25 protein-coding genes are annotated in these 26096 nt (G+C 65.2%); 8 read left to right on the forward strand and 17 right to left on the reverse strand.

Annotated features, from left to right (window positions below):
• Positions 1–78: 78 nt before the first annotated feature.
• A complete protein-coding gene (locus tag AC3WJE_RS05725; RefSeq protein WP_493729816.1) occupies positions 79–936 on the forward strand; it encodes an IclR family transcriptional regulator domain-containing protein in 858 nt (285 codons plus the stop codon).
• 43 nt (positions 937–979) lie between these two features.
• Here AC3WJE_RS05725 and AC3WJE_RS05730 read toward each other — a convergent pair whose 3' ends face one another.
• The 5 genes from AC3WJE_RS05730 to AC3WJE_RS05750 all read right to left on the reverse strand — a co-directional run bounded on the left by AC3WJE_RS05730 (position 980) and on the right by AC3WJE_RS05750 (position 4497).
• Positions 980–1375 (reverse strand): VOC family protein, encoded by a 396-nt coding sequence (locus tag AC3WJE_RS05730; RefSeq protein ID WP_493729817.1) that lies wholly within the window; start codon positions 1373–1375, stop codon positions 980–982.
• Between the two features lie 178 nt (positions 1376–1553).
• Complete coding sequence (locus tag AC3WJE_RS05735; RefSeq protein WP_493729818.1) at positions 1554–2180, reverse strand: ATPase; 627 nt, start codon at positions 2178–2180, stop codon at positions 1554–1556.
• A gap of 3 nt (positions 2181–2183) precedes the next feature.
• A complete protein-coding gene (locus tag AC3WJE_RS05740) occupies positions 2184–2528 on the reverse strand; it encodes a type II toxin-antitoxin system prevent-host-death family antitoxin (RefSeq protein ID WP_493729819.1) in 345 nt (114 codons plus the stop codon).
• Between the two features lie 107 nt (positions 2529–2635).
• Complete coding sequence (locus tag AC3WJE_RS05745; RefSeq protein ID WP_493729820.1) at positions 2636–3565, reverse strand: alpha/beta hydrolase; 930 nt, start codon at positions 3563–3565, stop codon at positions 2636–2638.
• Positions 3566–3840: 275 nt separating this feature from the next.
• Positions 3841–4497: an NAD-dependent epimerase/dehydratase family protein gene (locus AC3WJE_RS05750; RefSeq protein ID WP_493729821.1), complete on the reverse strand. Its 657-nt coding sequence runs from the start codon at positions 4495–4497 to the stop codon at positions 3841–3843.
• Between the two features lie 349 nt (positions 4498–4846).
• Between AC3WJE_RS05750 and AC3WJE_RS05755 the strand changes: the two genes are divergently transcribed.
• On the forward strand, positions 4847–5662 hold the full coding sequence (locus tag AC3WJE_RS05755; protein ID WP_493729822.1) for a DUF2306 domain-containing protein: 816 nt from the start codon (positions 4847–4849) through the stop codon (positions 5660–5662).
• Between the two features lie 190 nt (positions 5663–5852).
• Here AC3WJE_RS05755 and AC3WJE_RS05760 read toward each other — a convergent pair whose 3' ends face one another.
• Positions 5853–7184 carry an aminotransferase-like domain-containing protein gene (locus AC3WJE_RS05760; RefSeq protein WP_493729823.1) on the reverse strand — a complete coding sequence of 444 codons (1332 nt, stop codon included), beginning with the start codon at positions 7182–7184 and terminating at the stop codon, positions 5853–5855.
• A gap of 84 nt (positions 7185–7268) precedes the next feature.
• Here AC3WJE_RS05760 and AC3WJE_RS05765 point away from each other — a divergent pair, with 84 nt between their 5' ends.
• Positions 7269–8165 (forward strand): DMT family transporter, encoded by an 897-nt coding sequence (locus AC3WJE_RS05765; RefSeq protein WP_493729824.1) that lies wholly within the window; start codon positions 7269–7271, stop codon positions 8163–8165.
• A 42-nt stretch (positions 8166–8207) separates the two neighbouring features.
• Here AC3WJE_RS05765 and AC3WJE_RS05770 read toward each other — a convergent pair whose 3' ends face one another.
• From AC3WJE_RS05770 to leuC, 3 genes are all read right to left on the reverse strand, one after another.
• The gene (locus AC3WJE_RS05770) at positions 8208–9530 is read right to left on the reverse strand and encodes a 2-hydroxycarboxylate transporter family protein (RefSeq protein ID WP_493729825.1); all 1323 of its coding nucleotides are present in this window, start codon (positions 9528–9530) and stop codon (positions 8208–8210) included.
• 94 nt (positions 9531–9624) lie between these two features.
• Entirely contained in the window at positions 9625–10233 is a 609-nt protein-coding gene (gene leuD / locus AC3WJE_RS05775; protein WP_493729826.1) for a 3-isopropylmalate dehydratase small subunit, read from the reverse strand.
• 1 nt (position 10234) lies between these two features.
• Positions 10235–11656, reverse strand: a complete 1422-nt coding sequence (gene leuC / locus AC3WJE_RS05780; protein ID WP_493729827.1) for a 3-isopropylmalate dehydratase large subunit — start codon at positions 11654–11656, stop codon at positions 10235–10237.
• A gap of 83 nt (positions 11657–11739) precedes the next feature.
• Between leuC and AC3WJE_RS05785 the strand changes: the two genes are divergently transcribed.
• On the forward strand, positions 11740–12696 hold the full coding sequence (locus AC3WJE_RS05785; protein WP_493729828.1) for a LysR substrate-binding domain-containing protein: 957 nt from the start codon (positions 11740–11742) through the stop codon (positions 12694–12696).
• An 85-nt stretch (positions 12697–12781) separates the two neighbouring features.
• On the opposite strand, the gene pcaC is transcribed toward AC3WJE_RS05785, so the two are convergent.
• From pcaC to AC3WJE_RS05825, 8 genes are all read right to left on the reverse strand, one after another.
• Positions 12782–13168, reverse strand: coding sequence for a 4-carboxymuconolactone decarboxylase (gene pcaC, locus AC3WJE_RS05790; protein WP_493729829.1), 387 nt, complete (start codon positions 13166–13168; stop codon positions 12782–12784).
• A 106-nt stretch (positions 13169–13274) separates the two neighbouring features.
• Complete coding sequence (pcaD, locus tag AC3WJE_RS05795; RefSeq protein ID WP_493729830.1) at positions 13275–14054, reverse strand: 3-oxoadipate enol-lactonase; 780 nt, start codon at positions 14052–14054, stop codon at positions 13275–13277.
• 26 nt (positions 14055–14080) lie between these two features.
• On the reverse strand, positions 14081–15433 hold the full coding sequence (locus AC3WJE_RS05800) for a 3-carboxy-cis,cis-muconate cycloisomerase (protein ID WP_493729831.1): 1353 nt from the start codon (positions 15431–15433) through the stop codon (positions 14081–14083).
• Positions 15434–16125: 692 nt separating this feature from the next.
• Positions 16126–16686 carry a protocatechuate 3,4-dioxygenase subunit alpha gene (gene pcaG / locus AC3WJE_RS05805; RefSeq protein ID WP_493729832.1) on the reverse strand — a complete coding sequence of 187 codons (561 nt, stop codon included), beginning with the start codon at positions 16684–16686 and terminating at the stop codon, positions 16126–16128.
• Positions 16687–16690: 4 nt separating this feature from the next.
• Entirely contained in the window at positions 16691–17407 is a 717-nt protein-coding gene (gene pcaH, locus AC3WJE_RS05810) for a protocatechuate 3,4-dioxygenase subunit beta (protein ID WP_493729833.1), read from the reverse strand.
• 188 nt (positions 17408–17595) lie between these two features.
• A complete protein-coding gene (pcaF, locus tag AC3WJE_RS05815; RefSeq protein WP_493729834.1) occupies positions 17596–18804 on the reverse strand; it encodes a 3-oxoadipyl-CoA thiolase in 1209 nt (402 codons plus the stop codon).
• A gap of 11 nt (positions 18805–18815) precedes the next feature.
• Positions 18816–19457 carry a 3-oxoacid CoA-transferase subunit B gene (locus tag AC3WJE_RS05820; RefSeq protein ID WP_493729835.1) on the reverse strand — a complete coding sequence of 214 codons (642 nt, stop codon included), beginning with the start codon at positions 19455–19457 and terminating at the stop codon, positions 18816–18818.
• Positions 19454–20125: a 3-oxoacid CoA-transferase subunit A gene (locus AC3WJE_RS05825; protein WP_493729836.1), complete on the reverse strand. Its 672-nt coding sequence runs from the start codon at positions 20123–20125 to the stop codon at positions 19454–19456. The genes AC3WJE_RS05820 and AC3WJE_RS05825 overlap by 4 nt, the downstream gene beginning before the upstream one ends.
• 430 nt (positions 20126–20555) lie before the next feature.
• On the opposite strand from AC3WJE_RS05825, the gene AC3WJE_RS05830 reads away from it, so the two are divergent.
• The 4 genes from AC3WJE_RS05830 (at position 20556) to glpK (ending at position 25865) form a co-directional block, all read left to right on the forward strand.
• Entirely contained in the window at positions 20556–21359 is an 804-nt protein-coding gene (locus AC3WJE_RS05830) for a DeoR family transcriptional regulator (RefSeq protein WP_493729837.1), read from the forward strand.
• A gap of 417 nt (positions 21360–21776) precedes the next feature.
• Positions 21777–23294 (forward strand): glycerol-3-phosphate dehydrogenase, encoded by a 1518-nt coding sequence (gene glpD / locus AC3WJE_RS05835; protein WP_493729838.1) that lies wholly within the window; start codon positions 21777–21779, stop codon positions 23292–23294.
• A gap of 166 nt (positions 23295–23460) precedes the next feature.
• Positions 23461–24282, forward strand: coding sequence for an MIP/aquaporin family protein (locus AC3WJE_RS05840; protein WP_493729839.1), 822 nt, complete (start codon positions 23461–23463; stop codon positions 24280–24282).
• Positions 24283–24365: 83 nt separating this feature from the next.
• Complete coding sequence (gene glpK, locus AC3WJE_RS05845; protein ID WP_493729840.1) at positions 24366–25865, forward strand: glycerol kinase GlpK; 1500 nt, start codon at positions 24366–24368, stop codon at positions 25863–25865.
• Positions 25866–26096: the final 231 nt, after the last annotated feature.

Genomic DNA, 26096 nt, shown 5'->3' on the forward strand with positions numbered 1-26096 from the left:
CGCCGGGGCGGGATGGGCGTGGTCTGGACGCAGCGCTTACCATGGGGGCAGAACCCCGATGGACCGCCCAGCAAGCCGATGGCCGAACCCACCAAGCCCGCCCGCCGCAAGACCAAGGCCTCCCAGAATGCCGCCGAACGTGGGCTCACCCACGAATTGATGCAGCAGATCAACGAGGTCCAGGGCGATCCCGATTTCATGACCTCGCTCGCGCGCGGCCTGGCCGTGCTCAGCGTGTTCTCGCAGCACCCACGCGAAGTGACGATGTCGCAGATCAGCAGCGAGACCGGCATCTCGCGCGCGGCGGTGCGACGCGTGCTCTACACCCTCGGCAAGATGGGCTACGTCGGCGAGCAGGGCCGTGGCTACGTGCTGCTGCCGCGCGTGCTCGGCATCGGTGGTGCCTACGTCGCGTCTTCTTCGATGACCGCCGCGGCGCAACCGGTGCTGGATGCGCTGCGCGACGCCGTGCACGAGTCGTGCTCGCTCGGCGTGCTGGATGGCGACGACCTGCTCTACATCGCGCGTGCCGAGACGGTGCGGATCATGTCGATCGGCCTGCGCGCCGGCAGCCGCCTGCCGGCGTACTGCACCTCGATGGGCCGCGTGCTGCTGGCCGCGCTCCCGCACGACACGCTCGACGCCTACCTGGAACGCAATCCGCTGCGTCCACGCACCGAGCGCACGATCACCCAGCCGCAGGAATTCGCCGAGATGCTGGCGCGGGTGCGACGCGAGGGCTACTCGCTGGTCGACCAGGAGCTGGAAATCGGCCTGCGCTCGATCGCGGTGCCGGTATACGGCCGCGGCGGCAAGGTGATCGCCGCGCTCAACATCGGCACCCAGGCCGGGCGCGTGAACCTGCAGGCGATGCAGACACGCCTGCTGCCGGCGCTGAAGGACGCCGCACAGCGGCTCGGCACACTGCTCAGCTGACCGACGCCGCGCCCTGCGCGGCAGATGCGTGCCGGCCGCTCACTCAGGCCGGTGCGGAATGGCAGGCGACGCAGAGCTTGTTGCCTTCGGTATCCCGGAAATACGCACCGTAATAGTTGGCGTGGTACTCGGGCCGCAGGCCCGGTTGACCTTCGGATGTACCGCCGCTGGCCAGGGCAACAGCGTATGCCTGATCCACAGCCGCTCTGCTGTCGGCAAGAAAGGCGACCATCTGACCATTGCCCGCGTGGTGAGCCTGCTCGTCATGCGGCATGCCGATGAGAAACAGTGGCCGCGGTCCGGGCTGGGACTGCCAGCCAGCCCAGGGACGACTCCGCTCGCAGAAACGCTCCTGCACCCCAAGAACGGGCATCAGGGCCCGATAAAAACCGAGCGCGCGATCGAAGTCTTTGACGCCGACGAAGATATGAGAGAACAAAGCCCGATGCCCTCGCTTGCCTGGTTGATTGCGACGCCCAGCGTTTGCATTCAGCAGCCGCCGGAGGCCGTTCGCTGGATGGTATGCGCCGACAGCTGCACGAGTTTGCCTTGAGGGGCAGTTGCCGAGCTTGATTCTGCAGCCGAGCCGCCTGCGTTTCGTTCGCTACTTCATCTGCTCAGCGCGGCACGCGAACTTCCAACGCGGCCATGACGATCGGCTTGGCCCACTCCGGGGTCTGCGCCAGCTCTTCGGGTGTGATCGGGTAATGGATGCCGGCGCGATCCATTTCCAGCACCACGAACGGTTCGACCTGACCCTCAGCATCGGCCGGACGGCTGTTGTCGTAGACGTGCAGCGCGCTCAGATGCGGAAGCAATTCGATCAGGTTCGCGCGCGATGAATCGTAGCGGGCGCGGATCCTGGCATCGGGGATGTCGTGACCGCCGGCTGCCACTCGCGCGGCTACACGTTCGATATGCAGCTCCACGCTCGACAGCCCGCAGAACCAGATCGTGACCTCGTGGTCAGCGCAGGCTTCACGCAGCAATCGGGGAATCGTGTTCGCGCCGAGCGTGGTCTCGAACGCGTAATCATCGCCATCGGCGATCGCCTGACGCAACCGCCGCGTGCCTTCCTGCCATGCCTCGGCGTTGGCCTCGTCGTGCGGCCAGCCCTGCTCCACCAATCCTCTGGTGAACGCGTCCGGGTTGAACCAGCTCGCCCCGTCCTCGCGCAGCATCGCGCCCAGCAACGAACTCTTGCCGGCGCCATTGACGCCGGCCAGCACCAGGATCTTCGCCACAGGCTAGAGCGAGCCGCCCAAGCTGATCTTCCTGCCCCGACGCGCCGGCTTGCCCAGCGCCCTGGACAGGCTGACGCCATCCTTCAACGAGGCCAGATGCTCATCGAACCTCGACTGCAGCACCTTCAACGACTGCGCGCGCGAAACCGTCGCGGAAGCCGCGTTGGCCTGGCTCACCAGCCGGCGATATTCCTCCGCATCCACCACCACCGCCTCGGGATGATTGTGGTTGGTGATGACCACCGCACCACGCGCGCGCACCTTGCGCATGAGGCTGGGCCAGCCCTTCTGCTTCACGTCGCCGGCGGGGGTCTTTTCCAGCTCAAGCAGGTCCAGGGGGAGTTCCATCGCGCTATCCACTCGGGGGGCTTGCCAGCACCATACGCCGAATTTCCCATTTTGGGAAAAATAGACCTTTTAGCCATTCAGGCCCGGTGCGAATGGCCGGCGCCGCCTCAGCGCGGCCGGCGCAGGAACCCGACGATCGCGTCCACCCAGGCCGCATGCGTGTCCTCGACATGCGCGACGTGGTCGGCATGCGGCAGCGTCACCCAGGTCCGGTCCTCGCTGCCCAGCCGGGCGTAGAGGTGGGCGTTCTCTTCCTGCGTGGCGAGCGGATCGCCGACGCCACGGATCAGCAACACCGGCGTGCCGACCACCCGCTCCGGATGGAACGCGAACTGCTCGGACGCACGCCAGTCTGTCCGTAACGGATCGGCGGCCAGTGCCTGAGCCACGTATGCATCGCGCACCGCCGGCGGATATGCACCTGCGGTGATGAAGTCCGAGGCCGCGCCCTCGGCCGTGGTGCGCTCGCGCGGTGGTTTCGCCGGCGATGCCGACGCCGCGACCGGCACGTCCACGTCATCCGGAAAGCCGTACAGCACCAGCGCCGATACCGCCTTGGGCTGCGCCTGCGCGACCAGCAGCGCGACCCGCGCACCGTTGGAATAACCCAGCAACGCAGGAGGCGGCAACTGCGGATGCCGCGCCGCGACCCAGGCCAGGACTTCTTCAACGTCGGCCACCGCACGATCAGGCGTGTTCCAGCCACTGCGATCGCGCGCACTCGCGCCGTAGCCGCGCAAGTCCAACGCATACGCTGCGTAACCGGCACGCGCCAACGCCGCCAGTACCGAACGCGAATCCGCCGGCTCGCCCGGCACCTGCAGATCAAAGTTCGGCAGCGAACTCCAGGTGCGGCCATGCACCAGCAGGATCGTCCCACGCGGCTGCGCCGGCACCCGCGACCACACCGCCAACGACTGACCGTCGTCAGCCCGCACCTGTGATTCCTGAGTACCCGGCCCCGGTTGTGGGCGGGCTTGCAGGATGAAGGCCAGGAGCAGCAGCAACAGGGCAAGGCTGGCGGTTCTGAGGTTCATGGGGTTCTCGTGGGGTGGCGACGGCGATGGCTAACGGGCTTCCGGTGAGGAAGCATCATCGCGCCTTTCATCTGATGTTGTCATTGCCCTGAGCGATGAAGTCATGCCTCGCGGCGCCATCCGGGCATACGCTCGGCGGCGGCTCGCCAAAGTCCTTCCTTCGTATCGTCGCTGTCGGCTGCAAGCAGGCATTCGCTAAGGCCTGGTCTTGCCGACAATTCGCGTTTTTCCAACTGTCCTCGCTCGAGTTGTATTGGAATCTCTGAGCAATCAGCTCACCCGCGCCGCGTCCAGTGTTTGATCGCCGCATTTTCGAAGATGTGCTGGTCACTGCCGTTGCTCGCGACATCGAGCATGCACCGGGCCAGCTGGCAGCACTCGACGCTGATGTTGTCGGTGAACCGGTCGAGCAGCAACGCGAGTGGCACCAGCATCCGTGCCAGCAGTGGAGGTCGCGTGACGCCGCCCGGTTCGCGAATCATCGCCGGGCGGAAGTTGTATGCATTCGGTGTCAGCTCGCCGAGCGCACGTTCGGTGCGACCCTTGATCTTGCCGTAGTAGACCGAGGTGTTCTCCTGCTGGTCGGCGCGTGAGCCGCTGAGGAAGCAGAAGCGCAGATCCGGATTCGCGGCCAGCATCGCCTTCGCGGCCGCAATGGTGTAGTCGTGGGTGATGCGCACGTACTCGTCGCGGCTCACCGCCGTTTGCGAAATGCCCAGGCACCAGATGCAGGCGTCGGCGTGCAAGGCATCTGGCGGAACGTCGCTGAAGTCGGTGAAGTCGCGCAGCACCACTTCGACAAGCTTGGATTCCTTCCGGCCGAGCGGACGTCGCGTCAGCACGGTGACGCGCTCGATGCTTGGATCGGCGAGTGCTTGCTGCAATACCTCGCTGCCCACAAAGCCGGTGGCACCGGTCAGGATCAGTTTCATACCGCGTTCCCCTCGGCAAACAGACTTTGCGCGCAATCCACGATGGTCTCGCGCGGGAGCAGGAGCAACAGGGCTTCATAGATGGTTCGAAGCATCATGGCGGACCTCGTCGATAGATGTGGCAGGCGCAGACAGCGAGCCTCTGGCAACGTCGCATCATCGCCGTATGCCCTCAGTTTCGTCATTCTCCCCGGCGATAAGGTGAAGAACGGCCAAGGGCAATCCGAGTCCGTGTCCTGAACCAGGAGTTCCTGCGACCGGGTCACCTGTCAACCGTGGTCCAGCGCCTCCAGCGGGTGTCGTGCGGGCAAGCCATCCGCCGAAGGTCATCGGCGGACTGCAGCGTTGAATGACCGGTTTGGCCAACGCGAAAGCGGCGCCGGCCTCCGGTGCGTCTGAGTGGATCTGCGCCTGCGGCGGCACTTCCAATGGCCCGGCCGCTCCTGTGTATCCTTGGGCCAGCCATAAGCCTGAGGTGCACATGGAGCACGCGATCCAGGTTGCCACTTCCCCCACTCGCGGTCGCCTTGCCCGGCGCATCGGCTGGGCCGTGGTGTGGCTGGTACTTGCAACGATCAGCATCAACTTCCTGCTGGCCGTCTACGGCAAGTACCGCCATCTGGACCCGGGTGCCTACACCATGTTCTGGCCGCGGCGAGGATGGTTGTGGACCCATCTTGCCGGCGGGGCGTTGACCATTGTCCTGGGGCCGCTCCAGTTCCTGACGCGTTGGCCACGTGCCTACCCACGCCTGCATCGCTGGATCGGCAGGATCTACATGATCGGCCTGCTCATCGCCTGCACCGGTGCCACCGGACTGATTGCCACCTCGCCATCTCCGATCGAAATCCGTACGGCGTTTGCTTCCACCGCACTGGCATGGCTGACCACAGCCTTGATCGCGCTGATCGCGATCCAGCGTGGCCGGGTGTTGCCGCATCGGCGCTGGATGACCCGCAACTATCTTGTGACGCTCTCTCCAATCACGTTCCGAATATTTCTGCATGGCTTGATCGCGATGAAATTGGCGCCGTCGCCCACGGTGATCTCGATCTTGCTCTGGCTGAGCTGGCTGCTTCCGCTGCTCCTTCATGAAGCGATCCATCGCCTCATTGGCACGGCAAAGAGCGATATCGCTGCGATCGAGTCAGGCCTGCGCGGCTGAAGCATTTTCGCATCGGTTGTTTGCAGGTCGCCGTAGGAGCTGCGTCAGCTGCGACAGGGCTTTCCCGGGAACGCTTCATCGCGGCTGATGGCCCGAGGCCACGTAGACCCGCTCCTACGATTCATGACACGGATCATCAGAAGCAGCCATCTGCGATCGATATCGGCGTCCTCGGGCATCCACGACGATGCTACGAACAGCTCCCGATCACACGCACCACCTTGTTCAGCGCATCATCCAGCGCGCTCATCTCCACCGAACCCAGTGCCAAACGAATCGCGTGCGGCACATGCGGCGAGGTGCAGAACGGCTCGGCGGTGGATACCGATACGTTCTGCTGCATCAAGGCCTTGGCGATCTGGTCGGCTCTCGCATCTTCCGGTAGCGGTAGCCACAGGAAGTACGAGGATGGGTGGCCGATGCCGGGAATGCCGGCGAGGCGTTTTCTGGCCAGTGTCTGGCGAGTGCGCGCGTCGCGGCGCTTGGCGGTTTCCATGCGGGCAACGGTGCCATCTTCGATCCAGCCCGTTGCGATCGCGCTCAACACACCCGGGGTACTCCAGGTCGTCACCCGGATTGCGCGTTCGATCGCCGACACCAATTCCGGCGGCGCGACGACAAAGCCGATGCGCAGGCCGGCTGCGACGTTCTTGGACAATCCGGACACGTATACGGTTCTTTCCGGTGCCCGTTCGGCGAGCGGCGGCGGGGCTTTCTCGACGAGATATGCGTAGGCCGCGTCCTCGATGATGTGCAGGTTGCGTTTGCGTGCGATTGCGATCAGGCGTTCGCGTTCGGAAGCGCCCATGACCCAGCCCAAGGGGTTGTGGAGCGTGGGCATCGTATAGATGGCGCGGACGCGGCGGGTGCGACACAGGCGGTCGAGCGCATCCAGATCCGGACCGGATGCGGTGGCGGGAATCGCCGCCACTTCGATATGCAGCGACTCGGCCAGCGCCTTGAAACCCGGATAGGTCAGCGCGTCGGCGGCCATCACCTCGCCGGGCTTCAGCAGCGCCATCATGGCTACCGCCAATCCATGCTGCGCGCCATTGACCACCAGCACGCGCTGCGCCTCGACATGCAATCCACGATCCAGCAGATGACGGGCGATCACCGCGCGCTCATGCGCTCGTCCCGCATGCGGCTGGTAGCGCAACAGCGCTTCCAGGTCACCCGACAAGGCCAGTTGCCGCAGAGCATTGCGCAGCAGCTCGGCCTGCCCGGGCAGCGAGGGATAGTTGAAGTTGAGATCGGTCACGCCCGCTGCAACCGCCGGCTGATCGACACCCAGGCCGGGCGGCAGCGAGGTCTCGCGGACGAAGGTGCCACGCCCCGTTTCGCCGTTGACCAGGCCCATCGATTCCAGCTCGGCATAGACCCGGCTGGCCGTCACCAAGGCAATGCCGTGCTCGGATGCGAGTTGCCGATGCGTCGGCAGTCGCGTGCCGGGCGGCCGTTTTCCCGAACGGATATCCGCCGCGAAGGCGTCAACCAGTGTCTTGTAGCGTGCCTGGTGCATCGCCCGATGTATGCATGACAATTTTTTGATTGTATCAATCGCAGGTGCATACGATGTGCATCCCCGTACACGCCTGACCCCGCCATGGACCGCACCGCCAGCCTGCCCCCCTCGATCGCGCAGAAGAACCGCAGCGGCTGGATCAACGGGTTTATCGGCGTGCTCATCTTCAGCGGGTCGTTGCCGGCGACGCGCGTGGCGGTGCTGGAGTTCGATCCGGTATTTCTGACGGTGGCGCGGGCGAGCATCGCCGGCCTGCTTGCAGCCTGCCTTCTGCTGTTGTTCAAGCAGCGGCGTCCGACGCGGCAACAGCTGTTGCCGCTGGCGGTGGTGGCGCTGGGGGTCGTCGTCGGATTTCCGCTGCTGACCGCATTGGCACTGCAGCACGTGACCTCGGCGCACTCGATCGTGTTCCTGGGCATGTTGCCGCTCAGCACCGCCGCGTTCGGTGTCGTGCGCGGTGGCGAGCGTCCACCGGCGGCGTTCTGGTTCTTTTCGTTGCTGGGGAGCCTGCTGGTGGTCGGTTACGCACTGTCCCAAGGCCTGACCGTGTCGCCCAAGGGCGATGTACTGATGCTGTTGGCGGTGCTGGTCTGCGGGCTCGGTTATGCGGAAGGTGCGCGCCTGTCCAGAACTCTCGGCGGATGGCAGGTGATCTCGTGGGCGCTGGTGCTCTCGCTGCCGGTGATGGCGGTGCTGGCGTTGGTGCGGCTTCCCGCGTCGTTCTCGGGCATCACCATGCCGGCCTGGATCGGCCTGGCTTACGTATCGCTTTTCAGCATGCTGATCGGATTCGTGTTCTGGTATCGCGGGCTCGCGCAGGGCGGCATCGCGGCGGTCGGTCAGCTGCAGCTGTTGCAGCCGTTCTTCGGACTGGCGTTGGCGGCGACCTTGCTGCATGAGCACGTCAGCATCGGCATGGTCGGCGTGACCGTCGCCGTGATCCTCTGCGTGGTGGGCGCGAAGAAGTTCTCGCGCTGAAGCCTTCCTCCGGGGGTATCCGAAGGAAGGCTCATACCGCAGCTAGTAGAGAACCTTCATCAACAGCGTCGCGGTCACGATCATGATCGCCCCTCCAACGCGGGTGGCGATCTGCGCGAATGCCATCAGACCCATTCGATCAGCAGCCCCAAGGATGGCGACATCACCGGTGCCACCGAGCCCGGAGTGGCATGCCGATACGATGGCTGCCTCGATCGGATACATGTTGAGCCATTTCCCGACGAAGAATCCGCTCGCGATCATCGCGACCACCGTCGTCGTGCAGATCATGATGTAGCCAAGCGTGAGCGATGAAATCAGCTGATCCCAGGACACGAGCATGGCGCCCATCGCCACCAGGATCGCGAAGGTCAGGTTCGTCGCCATGAATCGGTTGATCTGATACGCACCCAGCTCCATTTTCGCCGGGAGCACGCCGGTCAATTTCACGATGACGGCGGTCACGATCATCAGGATCGGACCGGGAATTCCCAGGAACTTTCCGATCACCGCACCGAGGATGAAGAACCCGCACGAGAGGATCAGACCGGCGCCCAGCAGCCCGAGTTCGATCGGCTGATCCACCATCTTGTGGGTCTGTACTCCATCGTCGCCGGTCTTCACCAGGATCCCGTTGCCGCTCAGCGAAGGACGACGCTCGCCGAGCCGCGCAAGCAATCCTGATCCCACGATCGCCACCACGTTGCCCAGCAGGGCAGCTGGCACCATCATCGCGACCAGATCCTCCTGCGGACGATTCAGCATCTCGGCGTAGCCGATCGAAAGCGGCAGCACACCTTCCGCCAGACCGCCGCCGATGATCGGGGTGATGATGAAGAAGTAGGTTTCCTTCGGCGAGTGGCCGAACAGCATGCCCGTCAGGATGCCCGCCGACACCGCGCACAGCGTGCCGATGAACAATGGCACGGCCATCCGGATGAAGCCTTGCACGAGCACCGTCTTGGGCATTCCCAGGATCGAGCCGGTTACCAGGCAGGCGATGAAGAAATACTGGAAATTGGCAGTCTTGAAGGTCGTTCCGACCGCCTTCATGACCGATTCCGGTACCAGCCCGTAGCCCACCAGCGCCGCCGGAACAAACAGGCACAGAATCGCGGTGCCGCCGATCTGCCTCAGCGCCGGAATCGTCTGGCCGAGCTTGCCCAGCAGGAAGCCTGTGAGCATCAGCACACACAGTCCGCCGATGATGTCGTTGGGCAACTTCTCGGCCCAGACCGCAAACGCCGTCACGGCGACTGCCGCAAGGTAGACCGCCAGTGGAAGCGGTCCGATCTTTGTGTGTGTCCAGGAAAGAAGCAGGCCTTTCGGCGCGACCTGCTCCGTGACGTCGGTGACTCTTGACATGCGACCCTCCCATTGTTCGAAGACAGGCACTCCCACTCACCGACGCCTTCCTCGTCAGCGGCTGCGTGAAGCCGGGTGTTCGTGCAGATTCAGCTCAGAAGAGCCATGGATGTTGTTGCCGGTAGCTGTGTTCGAAAGACCTGATCGTCCCGGCGCGCGCGAGAGTCATGCCCACGTTGTCCAGACCTTGAAGCAGCGCTTGCTTTCGAAGTGGTTCGATATCGAAACGGATCTCGCGGCCCACGGCCTCGAGCCGGATGAGCTGCGCCTCCAGATCCACGCTGATCCGGTTCTTTTCCGGTGCGGAAATAACCTCGACGATCTCATCGACCACCGCCGGCTCCAACGTGATCGTCAGCAGGCCATTGTTGCGGCAGTTGTCGTTGAAGATGCCGGCAAAACTGGTTCCGATCAGCGCGCGGAATCCCAGCTGCGACAGCCCCCAGACCGCGTGCTCGCGACTGGAGCCGCAACCGAAGTTCGGGCCGACCACAAGGAAGCGCGCGTCCTGGTAACCCGGCTGGTTGAGGATGAAATCTGCGCGTGGCCGTTCACCATCGAAGCGCAGCAGGTTGAAGACACCGATATCCAACCCGGCTCTATCGACACCCTTGAGGAACGTCTTCGGCATGATCACGTCGGTATCGACGTTGCTCTTCGGGAATGGCGCAGCCACACCGGTAACTTGCCTGAATGCCTCCATCTCAGTTCTCCCGCTGGAAGCTACGTACATCGGTGATGTGCCCGCAAACGGCGGCAGCCGCGACCATGGCCGGGCTCATGAGATGTGTTCTGGCACCGGCGCCCTGACGCCCTTCGAAATTCCGGTTGGTCGAAGAGGCGCAACGATCACCGGGCGATAACACGTCATCGTTCATCGCCAGACACATCGAACATCCTGACTGTCGCCACTCAAATCCGGCCGCTTCGAACACCGCCGCGACGCCCTCGCGCTCGGCCTGCATGCGAACGGCAGTAGAACCGGGCACGACGATCGCGCGAACCCAATCCGCGACCTGTCGCCCCGCCAGGACCTTGGCCGCATCCCGCAGATCCTCGATTCGCGAGTTCGTGCAAGAGCCGATGAACGCATGACTGATCGGCAGAGCGGCCAACGCGACACCGGGACTCAACCCCATGTATTCGAGAGCTCTGCTCGCCGCACGCTTGCGGGTCGGATCGCTCTCCATTTCCGGATCGGGGACTTGCGCGGTGACGAACGTGGCCTGATCGGGGCTCGTACCCCAGGTCACCATCGGTGCCACTTCGGCAACATCAAGTACGAACTCGCGATCGAACACCGCGTCGGAATCGCTCGCCAGGGTTTTCCACTGCGCCCTGGCCTTGTTCCAGAGCTCGCCAGTTGGTGCGCGTGGTCGGCCTTCGATGTAGTCGAACACCTTCCGATCAGGCGCGATCACCGCGCCACGCGCCCCCGCTTCCACGATCATGTTGGCGAGCGTCATGCGCGCCTCCACGGACATGGCCTCGATCGCCTCACCGGTAAACTCGACAGCATGACCGGCGGCACCATCCGCACTGATCCGTCGGATCACCTCCATCACCACATCCTTGGAGGTCACGCCCAGGCCCAGCCTGCCCTTCAGCGTGATGCGCATGTTTTTCAGGCGCTTGTACACCAGCGTCTGCGTGGCCAGGTAGTGCTCGATGTCGGACGTGCCGATACCGAAGCCGAGCGCACCCAACGCGGCATAGGACGTCGTATGACTGTCTCCGGCCGCGACCACCATCCCCGGCAGCACGAGCCCTTGCTCCGGCGCCACTACATGCTCGATCCCCTGCCGCGGATCGAGGACATCAAACAGCTCGATGCCAAAATCGCGTGCGTTCTCGGCGAAGTACGCCACTTGGCGCGCGCCACCGGGATCAGGCATCGCCGCGATACGTCGCGGAGCGGTTGGGTTCACGTGATCCACCACCATCAACGCGGCCTTGGGATTCCACACCGGCCGCCGCGCCTCGCGGAGTCCAGTGAACGCCTGCGGGCTGGTGTACTCGTTGAGGATCGTGCGATCGATGTACAGCAGGACTTCGCCCGGCCCATCGAGTTCTGCCACCGTATGGGTATCGACGATTTTGTCGTAGAGGGTTCTCGGGCGAGTCATGTCGTCTGGGTATGCACCTGGAGTCAGGTCGCCATCTGACCCCAGCGCTGGCGGAAGCTCCAATGCCGTCTCAGAATGGCAGCATGCGCCAGGCACATGGCGCGATGCACAAAGGTGTGGAGCAGCGCGTGATCATCGAATGGTTGAAGGATCTGTTGGCCGTCATCGAGACCGGTAACTTTTCACGTGCGGCCGAATCACGCCACGTGACACAGCCCGCGCTGAGCCGCCGCATTCAGGCGCTGGAAGAATGGGTTGGCGCCACACTGCTGATCCGGACCAGCCAGAAGGTCGTGGTTTCCCCGGCCGGCGAGAGCTTCCGGGTGACGGCGGAGGAAGTCTTGCGTCGACTCGAATCGGGGAGGCATGAAGCACGCGAGCAGGAACATGGCGTGGTCGACCGGCTCAGTTTCGCCGCGACCAACGCGCTGGCGTTGACGTTCTTTCCGGCCTGGCTACGCGAGCTGGAAGCGGCCCACCCGTTCGTGGCCAACATCGAGCTGATCGCGAACCACATGGAGGCCTGCGAGCGTGTCATGTTGCAGGGTGGCGCGCAGTTCCTGCTGGGGCACCACTATCCTGGCGTCGCCACGCTGCTGGCACCTGCACAGTTTTGTTCGCACAAGGTGGGACAGGACGTGCTGATCCCGGTGGCAGCGCCTGCGGCCACTGACGGCCAGCCGATGTACCGACTGCCTGGATGCGCGAACGAACCTCTGCCCTATCTGTCCTATCGTCCCGAATCAGGCATGGGGCGCATCGTCACCGCGGTTCGCACGCGCTCATCGCAAGCCGCCTTTCTCAGAGCAACCTTCACCTCCCACCTCGCCAAACTGCTCGTGCAGATGGCCATCGATGGCCGAGGCATGGCATGGCTGCCCGAGAGCCTGATCGACGAGCACCTTGAGAAGGGCGAACTGGTTCGTGCCGGAGACAAGACCTGGGACATCCCGATGGAAATCCACGTATTCCGTTCACGGGACCGCCTGACCACTACCGCAGAGCGCTTCTGGGAAGCGATCCTTGCGGCGAAGGCATGATCCGCGTTCGCCCGGGCACACGAAACACGGTCGGCACGCGTGCCCGGCTCAGCCGGAAGCCATCACGCGTCCGTGATGTTGTCTGTCAGCCTTCGGCCGCCTGCTCTTCCAGAATCGGCTTGGCCAGCGCGAAGGCGTGGTTGGCGGCCGGCACGCCGCAGTAGATCGCCGACTGCAGCAGCACTTCCTTGATCTCATCGGCGGTCACGCCGTTGTTGCGCGCGGCGCGGATGTGCAGCTTGAATTCCTCGTCGTGGCCGCGCGCGACCATCATCGCGATGGTCAGCAGCGAGCGGGTGTGGCGCGGCAGGCCTTCGCGCGTCCATACCGTGCCCCAGGCGGTGCGGGTGATGAATTCCTGGAACTCGCTGGTGAACTCGGTACGCGCGTCGAGCGAGCGCTGCACGTGCGCGTCGCCGAGCACCTCACGGCGGACTTTCAGGCCGGCTTCGTAGCGTTCGTTTTCGTTCATGGCAATGTTCCTGCGAATGGCGGTTGTACATCGTAGGAGCGGCTTCAGCCGCGAGGGCTTTACCGGTAAAGCCCATCGCGGCTGAAGCCGCTCCTACGGTTGATGGTCAAGACTGGAGGAATCCGAGCAGTAATGCGTTGAAATCCTGCGGCGACTCCAGGTTGCAGATATGGCGACCATGTACCTGCGCGAAGCGGCCGTTGGCGACGTGGCTGGCGATGAACTGCAGGTCATGCGGCGGGCACACCGGATCGTCGTCACCGGCGATCGCCAGCACCGGCGTAGTGATGCCTTGCAGCGTGTCGCGGAAATCGGCCTGCGCGACCGCGTTGCAGCAGCCGATGTAGCCCTCGCGCGAGGTCTCCAGGAAGCTGCCGACGATCTCGTCCACCACCAGCGGGTGCGCGTTGACGAAGTCCGGCGTGAACCAGCGTTGCACCGTGCCTTCGGCCAGCGCGATCAGGCCGTGTTCGCGCACCTGTTCGATACGCTGCGCCCAGCCCTCGGCGTTGCCGATCTTCGCAGCGGTGGCGGACACGACCAGGTGTTGCAATCGAGTGGCGGCGTTCAGGCCAAGCCACTGCCCGGTCAGGCCGCCGATCGACAGGCCACAGAAGTGCGAACGCTCGATGCCGAGTACATTCCACAACGCCAGCACGTCGCGACCCAGGTCGGCGATCTCGTAGAGACCGTGCGGGGTGTCGGACTGGCCGTGGCCACGACGGTCGTAGCGCAGGATGCGGTAATGCGGCGTCAGCGCTTCGAGCTGCGCATCCCACATGTGCACGTCGGTACCCAGCGAATTGCAGAACGTCAGCCAGGGGGCATCCTCGCGACCCTCGATGCGGTAGTGCAGGCGGTGGGTGGACAGGTCGGCAAACGGCATGGCAGGACTCCGTGGAGGCGAAGACGTCAGGAAGTGGGGCGCGCGGCGAGCACGCGGTCGATCCAGGTATCGGCCATGCCGCGCCAGCTGTCCGGCGCGAACAGCGCGTCCAGTTCGGCGGACGACAGGCAGGCAGTGACGCGTGGTTCTGTGGCCAGCACTTCACGCAGTGGTCGTGCCTCGGCCAGCGCGCGCTTCGCCGCGGCTTCGACCAGTTGATGTGCATCGTGCTTGCCCAGGTGCGCAGCCAGCGCGACGGTAGCGGCCTCGGCGTACAACAGGCCACCGTGGCTGCCGAGGTGCTCGCGCATGCGTGCGCGATCGAGTTGCAAGCCATCGACGACGATGCGCATCTGCGCGAGGCTGCCGGCGGCCAGCCGTACCAGCTCCGGCAGGGTCTGCCATTCGGCGTGCCAGGCGCCGGCGGCGCGTTCGTGTTCCTGCAACAGCGCGGCGTAAAGCGTGGACACCAGACCGGGTGCGCGCGTGGCGGCCGCAATCGCAGCCACACAGCCCACCGGATTGCGTTTGTGCGGCATTGCCGAGGAACCGCCCTTGCCCGCACCGGAGGGCTCGAACGCCTCGGCTACCTCGGACTGCATCAGCAGCACCACGTCGCGTGCAAGCTTGCCGAGCGCACCGATCAGCAAGGCAAAGGCACTGCCGATTTCGACGATGCGATCGCGCGCGGCATGCCACGGCAACACCGGCAGCGGCAGACGCAGCTCCTCGGCGAGTGCCTGTGCGACATCGAGACCGCGATCCTGCAGCGAAGCCAGCGTGCCGGCCGCGCCACCGAACTGCAGCACCAGTGCATCCTCACGCAGCCGCAGCAGGCGTTGCCGGGCGCGTTGCAGAGCATCCAGCCAGCCAGCGGCCTTCAGTCCGAAAGTGACGGGGACCGCCTGTTGCAGCAGCGTGCGTCCTGGCAACCCGGTGTCGCGCTCGTTCGCGGCCAGTGCGGCAAGGCTGTCGCACAGCGCATCCAGTCGCGGCTGCAGCGCATCCAACGCAGCGCGCACCTGCAGCACGCTGCCGGTGTCGATGATGTCCTGACTGGTGGCGCCCCAATGCACCCAGCGCGCGGCCTCGGCATCCGCGACCTTGACCTGCGCGGTGAGCGCCTTGACCAGCGGGATGGCGGGATTACCGGCGAGCGCCGTGGCGATGCCGAGTTCGGCGATGTCGTAGCTGGACGCATCGCTGGCAGCGGTGATCGCAGCGACGGCCGCCTGCGGGATCACCCCGCAACGTGTCTCGGCCCGCGCCAGTGCGGCCTCGAAGTCCAGCATGCCTTGCAGACGCGCGCGATCGGTGAACAGCGCGTCGATGTCGGGATCACCGAACAGGGAACCGAGGAGGGAGTCGGAGGTTGTCATCGACGAATGAGTCTATTCGGAAGAGGCAAGGATGCCGGAAGCGGGGTTAGGACGGTGTTGCGTGTGTGGCATGCGGCGGGCTGGAGCGATGTCTTGCGGGATTGTGAGCCGGGGGACTGACGTTTTGCGGAAAGTCGCTGGGTCCCCGCCTCCGCGGGGACGACGGTAGAGAGATGGCTGTTGCCTCTGCCTCTGCCTTTGCCTCTGCCCTTGCCCTTGTCGTTGCTGTTGCTGTTGCTGTTGCTGTTGCTCGTGATTTTGCTTTTGCTCTTTGCTCTTCCGGGGCCCCCATCCACAGCGGCGGAGACGGCGGGAATAACCCCGAAGGGGCGACGCACATGGATGTGCGTCGTTTTCTGCCGCGACAGGAGGTCGCGTCAGAAAATCCCGTCGGCGTAGCGGACCCGTAGCGCAGCGAAGGGCGCGAGGACTGGGGCGTACTTTCTTTGGGTTACCTTTCTTTGCACGAGCAAAGAAAGGTAACTCGCTCCGAAGGAGCGAAAGCCTTTGCCCTTGCCCTTGGTCGCAGCTTCAACCAAAAACCCGCAACATCACCAGGAAAGCCCGTCGGGACTGAAGTCCCTCCCACAGGTAATCCCGCTCCAGAAAGTCAGGTAAAGCCCCATCGCGGCTGATGGCCCGAGGCCACCCAGAGCCGCTCCTACAGTCAAGACCACGCCCACCCACATCACTCAATAACTGAAAAACGCCGTCTCCCGCTCACCCTGCATATACACATCCCACTGATATGTCCCCGGCGCCACCCGCCGAGCCACCAACGTCGCACGCCGCTCAGCCGGCACCAACGCCAACACCTCATCCTCGGCATTGGATGCCTCATCCGAGAAATACAGCCGCGTCGGCACCGCCTTCAGCAGCCCGCGCATGAACACCAACACCACCAGATGCGGCGCCTGCGCGCCCTTACGCCCAGGCACGCGACCCGGCTTGATCGTGCTGAAGGCAAAACGGCCGTCTTCCGTGGTCGGCACCCGACCCCAGCCGTCAAAGGCGGGATCGTGCTCGCCATGCCGCGGATCTTCGCGATGCGCGTAGATGCCATCGGCATCGGCCTGCCAGATCTCCAGCACCGCATCGCTCACCGGCACGCCATTGCCATCATGGATGACGCCGCTGATCTCAACACGCTCGCCCTTGGCCAAAGCCGGCGCGATCTCGGTACGGTAAAGCGGTTCCAGGCCCAGGCGGTAGTACGGGCCGACGGTCTGCCACGGGGTCGATTGGAAACTCATGGCATCACTCCCAGACGGTCATCTTGCGGCCACGCAACACGATGTCGAAGCGGTAGGCCAGGGCGTATTCGTTGATCGCATTCTCCCAGTCGAATGCCGACACCATCCGCGCCTTGGCCTTCTCGTCCTCGACGCAGTTGTAGATCGGGTCGTACGCCAGCATCGGGTCGCCCGGGAAATACATCTGCGTGACCAGGCGCTGGCCGATGCCGTCGCCATGCAGCGAGAAATGGATGTGCGCCGGGCGCCAGGCGTTGTAGTGGTTGCGCCACGGATACGAGCCCGGCTTGATGGTCTTGAAACGGTAACGACCGTGCTCGTCGGTCAGCACCTGGCCGGTGCCCTTGAAGTTGGGATCGATCGGGGCGTCGTGCTGGTCGCCCTTGTGCAGGTAACGACCGGCGGCGTTGCACTGCCACACCTCGACCACGGTGTTGCGGACCGGCTTGCCGTTCTCGTCGAGCACGCGGCCGGACACGATGATGCGCTCGCCGAGCGGCTGGCCGGGGAAGCCGGCGGTGAGGTCCGCGCCTTGCTCGCCCAGGGTCAGACGGTCCAGCGTCGGGCCGGTGACTTCCGACAGCGTCACCGGGATCGCGATCGGGTCGCGGGTGGGGCCGCGCAGCACCGTGGACGCGTACGAGGAATGGATGAAAGGTGGTTGCGTGCCCGGATACGGCTTGCGATAGCCGAGCAATGGTTCAGTGGTGGAATCGCTCATGTTGCTCCTCCCGGTTGGCTCCGCGTGGAAGCCTGGTTGGTCTTCTACTTCTAGCTTTTCGTAGGAGCGGCTTTAGCCGCGATGGGGCTTTCATGCACGCAGGTCCCTGTGCAAAAGCCCGCACATCCATGTGCGGGGATTCAATCGGGAAAGCTCCATCGCGGCTAAAGCCGCTCCTACAGATTCGGTCAGACCCGCTCGATCGCCAACGCTACGCCCTGGCCGACACCAATACACATCGTCGCCAGACCGCGCTTGCCGCCGCTGGCTTCCAGCTGGCGCAGCAGGGTCAGCGCGATGCGTGCGCCGCTCGCGCCGAGTGGATGGCCGAGCGCGATCGCGCCGCCATTGGCGTTGACGTGCGCGGCATCGTCGGCGACGCCCAGCTCACGCAGGCAGGCCAGCCCTTGCGCGGCGAAGGCTTCGTTCAGTTCGATCGCGTCGAAGTCCTCGATCTTCAGACCCAGCCGCGCCAGCAGCTTGCGCGTGGCCGGCACCGGACCGATGCCCATGTAACCCGGCTCGACGCCGGCGCTGGCGAATCCGAGCACGCGCGCACGCGGGGTCAGGCCAAGCGCCTGCACCTGCTCGCCTGAAGCCAGCAGCAGCGCCGCGGCACCATCGTTGATACCCGAAGCATTGCCGGCAGTGACCGTGCCCGGCTGGCGGAAGATCGGTTTGAGCCTGGCCAGCGCTTCCAGCGTGGTGTCGGCGCGAGGATGTTCGTCGCGCGCGACCTCGATGGTCTCGCCACGCTTCTTGCCCGGCACCGTCACCGGCACGATCTCGTCGTCGAAGAAACCCGCCGCCTGCGCGGCCGCGGTGCGTTGCTGGCTGCGCAGCGCCAACGCGTCCTGATCCTCGCGCGAGACACCATGGCGCTCGGCGACGTTCTCGGCGGTCTCGCCCATCAGCTCGACACCGTACAGACGCTTCAGCTCGGGATTGATGAAGCGCCAGCCCATCGTGGTGTCCTCGATGATCTGGTCACGCGCGAACGGCGTGCTGGCCTTGCCCATCACGTAGGGCGCGCGCGACATCGACTCGACACCGCCGGCGATCGCCAGGCCGAGTTCGCCGGCGCGGATGCCGCGCGAGACAATCCCGATCGCGTCCAGTCCCGAGCCGCACAGACGATTGACCGTGCTGCCCGGCACCGTCACCGGCAGCCCGGCCAGCAGCAGGCTCATGCGCGCGACATTGCGGTTGTCCTCGCCGGCCTGGTTGGCACAGCCAAGGTAGACGTCCTCGATCAGCACCGGATCCAGCTGCGGATGACGCGCCAGCAGCGCTTTCAGCGGCACCGCGCCGAGGTCGTCGGCACGCACGCCGGACAAGGCGCCGCCGTAGCGCCCGATCGGCGTACGAATGCCGTCAATGATGTAGGTATCGCTCATCTGCGCTCTCCTCAGGCAGCCATCGTCAGTGGCAGGCCGGTCAGGCGCTGCAGGTCTTCCAGCGACACGCCATCGATGGTCTCGATGACGGACGCACCTTCTTTGCCGACCGCGAACACGCCCAGGTCGGTATACACACGCGACACGCAACGCAGGCCGGTCAGCGGGTAGCTGCACTCGGTCACCAGCTTGCTCTCGCCGCTCTTGGTCAGCAGGTCCATCATCACGAACACGTCCTTGGCACCGATCGCCAGGTCCATCGCGCCGCCGACCGCAGGAATCGCGCCGGGCGCACCGGTGCTCCAGTTGGCCAGGTCGCCCTGCACCGAGACCTGGAACGCGCCGAGCACGCATACGTCGAGCCGGCCGCTGCGCATCATCGCGAACGAATCGGCGTGGTGGAAATAGCAGCCGCCGGTCAGCAGCGTCACCGGCTGCTTGCCGGCGTTGATCAGGTCCGGATCTTCCTGGCCGGGCGGCGGCGCCGGGCCCATGCCGAGCACGCCGTTCTCGCTGTGCAGGAAGATTTCCTTGTCGGCCGGCAGGAAGTTGGCGACCGTGGTCGGCAAGCCGATACCGAGATTGACGTAGGCCCCCTCGGGAATATCGCGGGCCACACGCTGGGCGATCTGTTCGCGGCTCAAACGGTTCATGCGACCTCCCAGGCGGCGACCACGCGTTGCACGAAGATGCCCGGGGTGACCACCACCTCCGGGTCCAGTTCGCCGAGCGGTACGACCTGCGCGACCTGCGCGATCGTGCAGCCAGCCGCCATCGCCATCAGCGGGCCGAAGTTGCGCGCGGTCTTGCGATACACCAGGTTGCCCCAGCGGTCGCCCTTGTCGGCCTTGATCAACGCGAAATCGGCACGGATCGGATATTCGAGCACGTAGTGGCGGCCATCGATCTCGCGCGTCTCCTTGCCGTTGGCCAGCTCGGTGCCGTAACCGGTCGGGGTGAAGATCGCGCCCAGGCCATTACCCGCCGCGTGGATGCGCGCGGCCAGGTTGCCCTGCGGCACCAGCTCCAGTTCGATCTCGCCGGCGTGATAGGCCGCATCGAAATGCTGCGAGTCGGTCTGGCGCGGGAACGAGCAGATGATCTTGCGCACGCGCTTGTGCTTGATCAGCGCGGCCAGCCCGGTCTCGCCGTTGCCGGCGTTGTTGTTGACGATGGTCAGCCCGCGCGCGCCCTGCGCGATCAGTGCGTCGATCAGTTGGTCGGGCATGCCGGCCGTGCCGAAGCCACCGATCATCACGGTGGCACCGTCATGGATGTCGGCCACGGCAGCCTCGAACGACACTACGGTCTTGTCGATCACGGCGCCGCTCCTGCAGGGCGATACCCGGAAACCGGATCCATGCCGGCCACATTGTTTACTGACACGTCAGATGTCTCCCACTGGTGCGACGCGGCGCCAGGCGCCGTTTCGCCGGGTTGGTTGAAGCTCCGTTGCAATGAAAGACGTCTGGCCATGCCGCCATCTTCCCTCGCGGGGGCAGGGCGACACGTTAGGCCGAGTGTCCCGCGCGGTCAATTCGATAATCGGCTAATAAAATCGATTATCGAACAATTTATATGCTGCACTGCAGCGCGGCGTCGCGGCGCCGGATGTAGCCGGAATCGATGTTCCGCGTTCGACGCGGCATTCGATGGCGACACCAGGAAAACCCGTCGCGGCTGACGCCGCTCCTGCATGAAGCGCGCGAGCATGCGTTTGCATCCTTGCCCGCTTCGGCGATGATCGTCGCATGGAGACATCTGGACACACGGTCGGCCTGCCGCCGGCGCTGAATCCACGGCAGGAGCAGATGGTGGCGCTGGTGCGCCAGCAGGGCTACGCCGAGGTCGAAGGGCTGGCGGCACACTTTGCGGTGACGCCGCAGACCATCCGTCGCGACATGACGCTGCTGTGCGATGCCGGGCTGCTGCGCCGCTACCACGGCGGGGTCAGCCTGCCTTCCAGCGTGGAGAACGTCGCCTACGCCGCGCGCCAGGCACTGCACGCACCGGAGAAGCAGCGCATCGCCGCGACGCTGGCCGGGCACATCCCCGACCACGCCTCGCTGTTCATCAACCTCGGCACCACCAACGAGGCGGTGGCGCGTGCCTTGATGCGCCATCGCGGGCTGCGGGTGATCACCAACAACCTCAACGTCGCGGTGATGATGAGCGCCAATCCGAGCTTCGAGGTGATCGTTGCCGGCGGCGTGGTGCGTGGCCGCGATCAGGGTGTGACCGGCGAGGCGACGATCGAGCTGATCCGCCAGTTCAAGGTCGACTTCGGGGTGATCGGCATTTCCGGTATCGATCTGGATGGCGCCCTGCTCGACTTCGACTACCAGGAAGTGCGGGTCGCGCAGGCGATCATCGAGCATTCGCGGCGCGTGCTGCTGGCCGCCGATCACAGCAAGATCGGCCGCAACGCGCTGGTGCGGCTGGGTCCGCTGGCCCAGGTGCAGGACTGGTTCACCGATCGCGCACCGCCGCCGGAGCTGCGCGCCGTGGTGGATGCCGCCGAGACGCGCGTGCACGTGGCCGCCGAAGAATCGTAGCCGAGCGCCGCACGGGATCCCGTAGGAGCGACTTCAGTCGCGATGGCTTTACCGGGACAACGCCTTCGCGACTGAAGTCGCTCCTACAAGGCGCCAAGGAAACGTCGCTTAAAAACGGCGATCCAGCACCTTTCGTCGGGAAAATTGACAGGAGGTCGCGTCCTGGCGAGAACGCCAGGCATTCCTGCGGAATGACCTCCCGCGCCACGTGTTCGTTCGAACATTTTGTTCGGAGCGGCTGGCCGGAGCCGGAATACCGTCCCGTAGCCCCCTATCCAGGCGAATAAGGGCTCGGGCTTGGCATAACAACGAAGCCAACAGGCCTTCACACCCAGAAAACGGTCGCATGTTATGTTCGAATTTGTTCGAATTTGATTGTTATTAATTCGTTCTGTTTCGACCGTAGAGAGTGATGCGATGACCGACAGTTACGACCTGCTGGTGATAGGCGGCGGCATCAACGGCGCGGGTATCGCGCGCGACGCGGCCGGGCGCGGGCTGTCGGTGTGCCTGTGCGAGCAGGACGACCTGGCCTCACATACCTCCAGCGCCAGCACCAAGCTGATCCACGGCGGGCTGCGCTACCTGGAGCAGTACGAATTCGCGCTGGTCGGCAAGGCGCTGGCCGAGCGCGAGGTACTGCTGCGATTGGCACCGCACATCATCTGGCCGCTGCGCTTCCTGCTGCCGCACCAGCCGCACCTGCGGCCGGCGTGGATGATCCGCGCCGGGCTGTTCCTGTACGACCATCTCGGCCGCGGCCGGCGCAGCCTGCCGCGCTCGCGCCGGGTGTCGCTGCACGATCACGCGGTGGGACGCCCGCTGCAGGAGGAACTGCGCACCGGCTTCCTGTATTCCGACGCCTGGGTGCAGGACGCGCGGCTGGTGGTGCTCAACGCGATGGACGCGGCACGCCGCGGCGCGCGGGTGTTCACGCGCACGCGCTGCATCGGTGCCTGGCGCGATGACAACCACTGGCATGCGGAACTGGAAGATGAGCGTGGCCGTCGCACGGTGCGGGCGCGGGCACTGGTCAACGCCACCGGCCCGTGGGCGGCGCATTTCCTCGAACTGATCCCGTCGTTGACGCACAAGCACAGCCTGCGACTGGTCAAGGGCAGCCATATCGTGGTGCCACGGCTGTTCGATCACGACCATGCCTACATCTTCCAGCAACCGGACCGGCGCATCGTGTTCGCGATCCCCTACGAAAACGACTTCACCTTGATCGGCACCACCGACGTCGATTACGAAGCCGATCCGTCCGCGCCGCGCATCGACGCGGACGAAGTGGTGTACCTGTGCGATGCGGTCAACCTGTACTTCCGCCAGCAGATCACGCCGCAGGACGTGGTGTGGAACTACAGCGGCGTGCGTCCGCTGCTCGATGACGCCGAGGACAACGCGGCCGAGGTCACCCGTGACTACCACCTGGACCTGGTCCGCGACGGGCCGCCGCTGCTCAACGTGTTCGGCGGCAAGCTGACCACCTACCGCAAGCTGGCCGAAGAAGCCGTCGACCGGCTCGGCCATGCGCTGGGCACGCGTGCACGCGCCTGGACCGCGCGCGGCAAACCCCTGCCCGGCGGCGAAAAGCGCGACATCGCCGCGCTGCTGGAATCGCTGCGCACACGCCGGCCCTGGCTGCCGGCGGCGATGGCGCAGCGTCTGGTGCGCAACTACGGCACGCTCAGCGAGACGGTGCTCGGCGACGCCAAGGCGCTGGACGAGCTGGGTCGCCACTTCGGCGCCGACCTGTACCAGGCCGAGGTGGATTACCTGTACGAACACGAATGGGCGCGCACCGCCGAAGATATCCTCTGGCGACGCAGCAAGCTCGGACTGCGCATGGATGCAAACGGACATGCGCAACTGGAAAACTATCTACGAACGGTCGCAACCGCCCCCGCCGCAAGCGAGAGCGTGCACGCCTGACCCGAACCATCGGAGCGGCCGGGAGGGCCGACCGCTCCGATGTTCCCCCGGCCACCATGCCGGATCGACAACCGCAGTCACCGTGGAGGGCAGCTGAGATGAAGCACCAGGACACCGCCGGCGAATGCGCCGGCCCGGCGCGGCCACGTGGCCGGGAGCGCCTTGCATGAACCGGCAACTGCTCGGCGAATTGATTTCCGAAGCGATCGCGATGGTGATCATCATCGGCCTCGGCAACTCGGTGGCGGCGATGTACATCCTCTACGACCCCAGCCCGTACCAGCACGCCTACTGGGGCGTGTGCATCGCCTGGGGCATGGCGGTGACGATCGCGATCTACGCCACCGGCTCGGTCTCCGGCACCCACGCCAACCCGGCGGTGACGCTGGCACTGGCGCTGTTCCGCGGCTTCTCGTGGCGCAAGGTGCTGCCGTACTGGGCCGCGCAGGTGCTCGGTGCGTTTCTCGGCGCGGCGATCGTCTACCAGCTGTATGGCCCGGTGATCGATCACTACAACCAGGTGCAGGGCCTGACCCGCGCCGCCGGTGGCGCCGCCGGCGTGTTCTTCACCGCGCCGGGCCTGGCGGTGACACCGCTGCATGCGCTCGGCGATCAGGTGATCCTGACCGCGTTCCTGGTATTCGGCATCTTCGCGATCACCGAGCAGTTCAACGAGGCCGCACCCAGCGCCAATTCCGGCGCGCTGATCATCGGCCTGCTGATAGCGACGATCGGTGCCTCGATGGGTTACCTGGAGGCGTGGGCGATCAACCCCGCGCGCGACTTCGGACCGCGTCTGTTCGCGTTCCTGGCCGGTTGGAACGAAGCCGCATTGCCGGCCAAGGACAACTACTGGTGGATACCGATCGTCGGTCCGTTGATCGGCGGCCCGATCGGCGCGGCAGCCTACCAGTGGTTGATCTACCCGTTCCTGCCGGCGCGCTTGCGCCACCTGCAGCAGCATCCGTCGCACCGCGATCTGCGCTGACCCCAGCGCCGGCCGCGCAGCCGGCGCTCCTCACCGATTTCCGCCGCGCCATGCCGCCGGCACCGTCTTCCAGGAGCATCCTCATGGAGAAGCAGTTCGTCCTCGCGATCGACCAGGGCACCACCAGCTCGCGCGCGATCCTGTTCGACCGGCATGGCCGCATCGCCGGCGTCGCCCAGCGCGAGTTCTCGCAGATATTCCCGCAGCCGGGCTGGGTCGAGCACAACCCGCGCGAGATCATGACCAGCGTCTACACCACGATCACCGAGCTGCTCAACAACGCGCAGATCGACGCGCGTGCGATCTCCGGCATCGGCATCACCAACCAGCGCGAGACCACGGTGGTGTGGGACCGCGCCACCGGCCAGCCGATCTACAACGCAATCGTGTGGCAATCGCGCCAGACCAAGGACATCTGCGAGCAGCTCGAGGCCGACGGCCATGCCGAGCAGGTGCGCGCCAAGACCGGGCTGCTGATCGACGCTTATTTCTCCGGCACCAAGGTCAAGTGGATCCTCGATCACGTCGAAGGTGCACGCGAACGCGCACAGCGCGGCGAACTGGCGTTCGGCACGATCGACAGCTGGTTGATCTGGAACCTCACCGGCGGGCAGGTGCACGTCACCGATTACAGCAACGCCTCGCGCACGCTGATGTACGACATCCACAAGCTGCGCTGGGACGAAGACCTGCTCGCAATGCTCGACGTGCCGGCCTCGATGCTGCCGGAGGTGCGTTCCTCCAGCGAAATCTATGGCCAGACCCAGCCGCAGTATTTCTACGGCGAGAACGTGCCGATCGCCGGCATCGCCGGCGACCAGCAGGCGGCGCTGTTCGGGCAGGCCTGTTTCGAACCGGGCATGGCCAAGAACACCTACGGCACCGGCTGTTTCATGCTGATGAACACCGGCGAGCGTGCGGTCGCCTCCGACAACGGCCTGCTGACCACGATTGCCTGGGGCGTGGACGGCAAGGTCGAGTACGCGCTGGAAGGTTCGATCTTCGTCGCCGGCTCGGTGGTGCAGTGGCTGCGCGACGGCCTGCGCATGCTCGGCAAGGCCAGCGACTCGCAGGCCTACGCCGAGCGCGCCGGTGACAATGGCGGCGTGTATTTCGTACCGGCGTTCGTCGGCCTGGGCGCGCCGTACTGGCGCAGCGACATCCGCGGCGCGGTGTTCGGGTTGACCCGCGGCACCACCAAGGAGCATTTCATCCGCGCCGCGATCGAATCGATGGCCTACCAGACCCGCGACGTGCTCGGCGCGATGCAGGCCGACAGCGGCATCGAACTGAAGGAGCTACGCGCCGACGGTGGCGCGATCGCCAACGATTTCATGGCGCAGTTCCAGAGCGACATCCTCGACGTGCCGGTATTGCGCCCGCAGGTCGCCGAGACCACCGCGCTTGGCGCGGCCTATCTTGCCGGCCTCGCCACCGGCTTCTGGTCCAGCCGCGAGGAGATCGCACAGCAGTGGGCGGTCGACCGTCGCTTCGAACCGAAGATGGACGCGGCAAACCGCGAACAGCTATACGCAGGCTGGAAGCAGGCGGTGGATGCGACGTTGGGGTTTCGGGTCAAGTAAGGCCATGCACATCGGTGGTGTCGCGTACTCACGGAAACGACAAACGCCCTACCGTAGAGCGAAGCTTGTGCTTGCATCCCTTTTTAGGGGCTCCGCTGAGGCCTTCCCAGTCCCTTCCCGCCCCCAGACGTCGTCCCCGCGCAGGCGGGGACGACGATCGTTTTTCCATCGCGACAGTTGAGATTGCGGGCCAGATAGCGTGAGAGCTGCTGCGGAGCTGAGCGCATCCCG

Source organism: Pseudomonas sp. GW821-FHT07E12 (assembly GCF_058986605.1).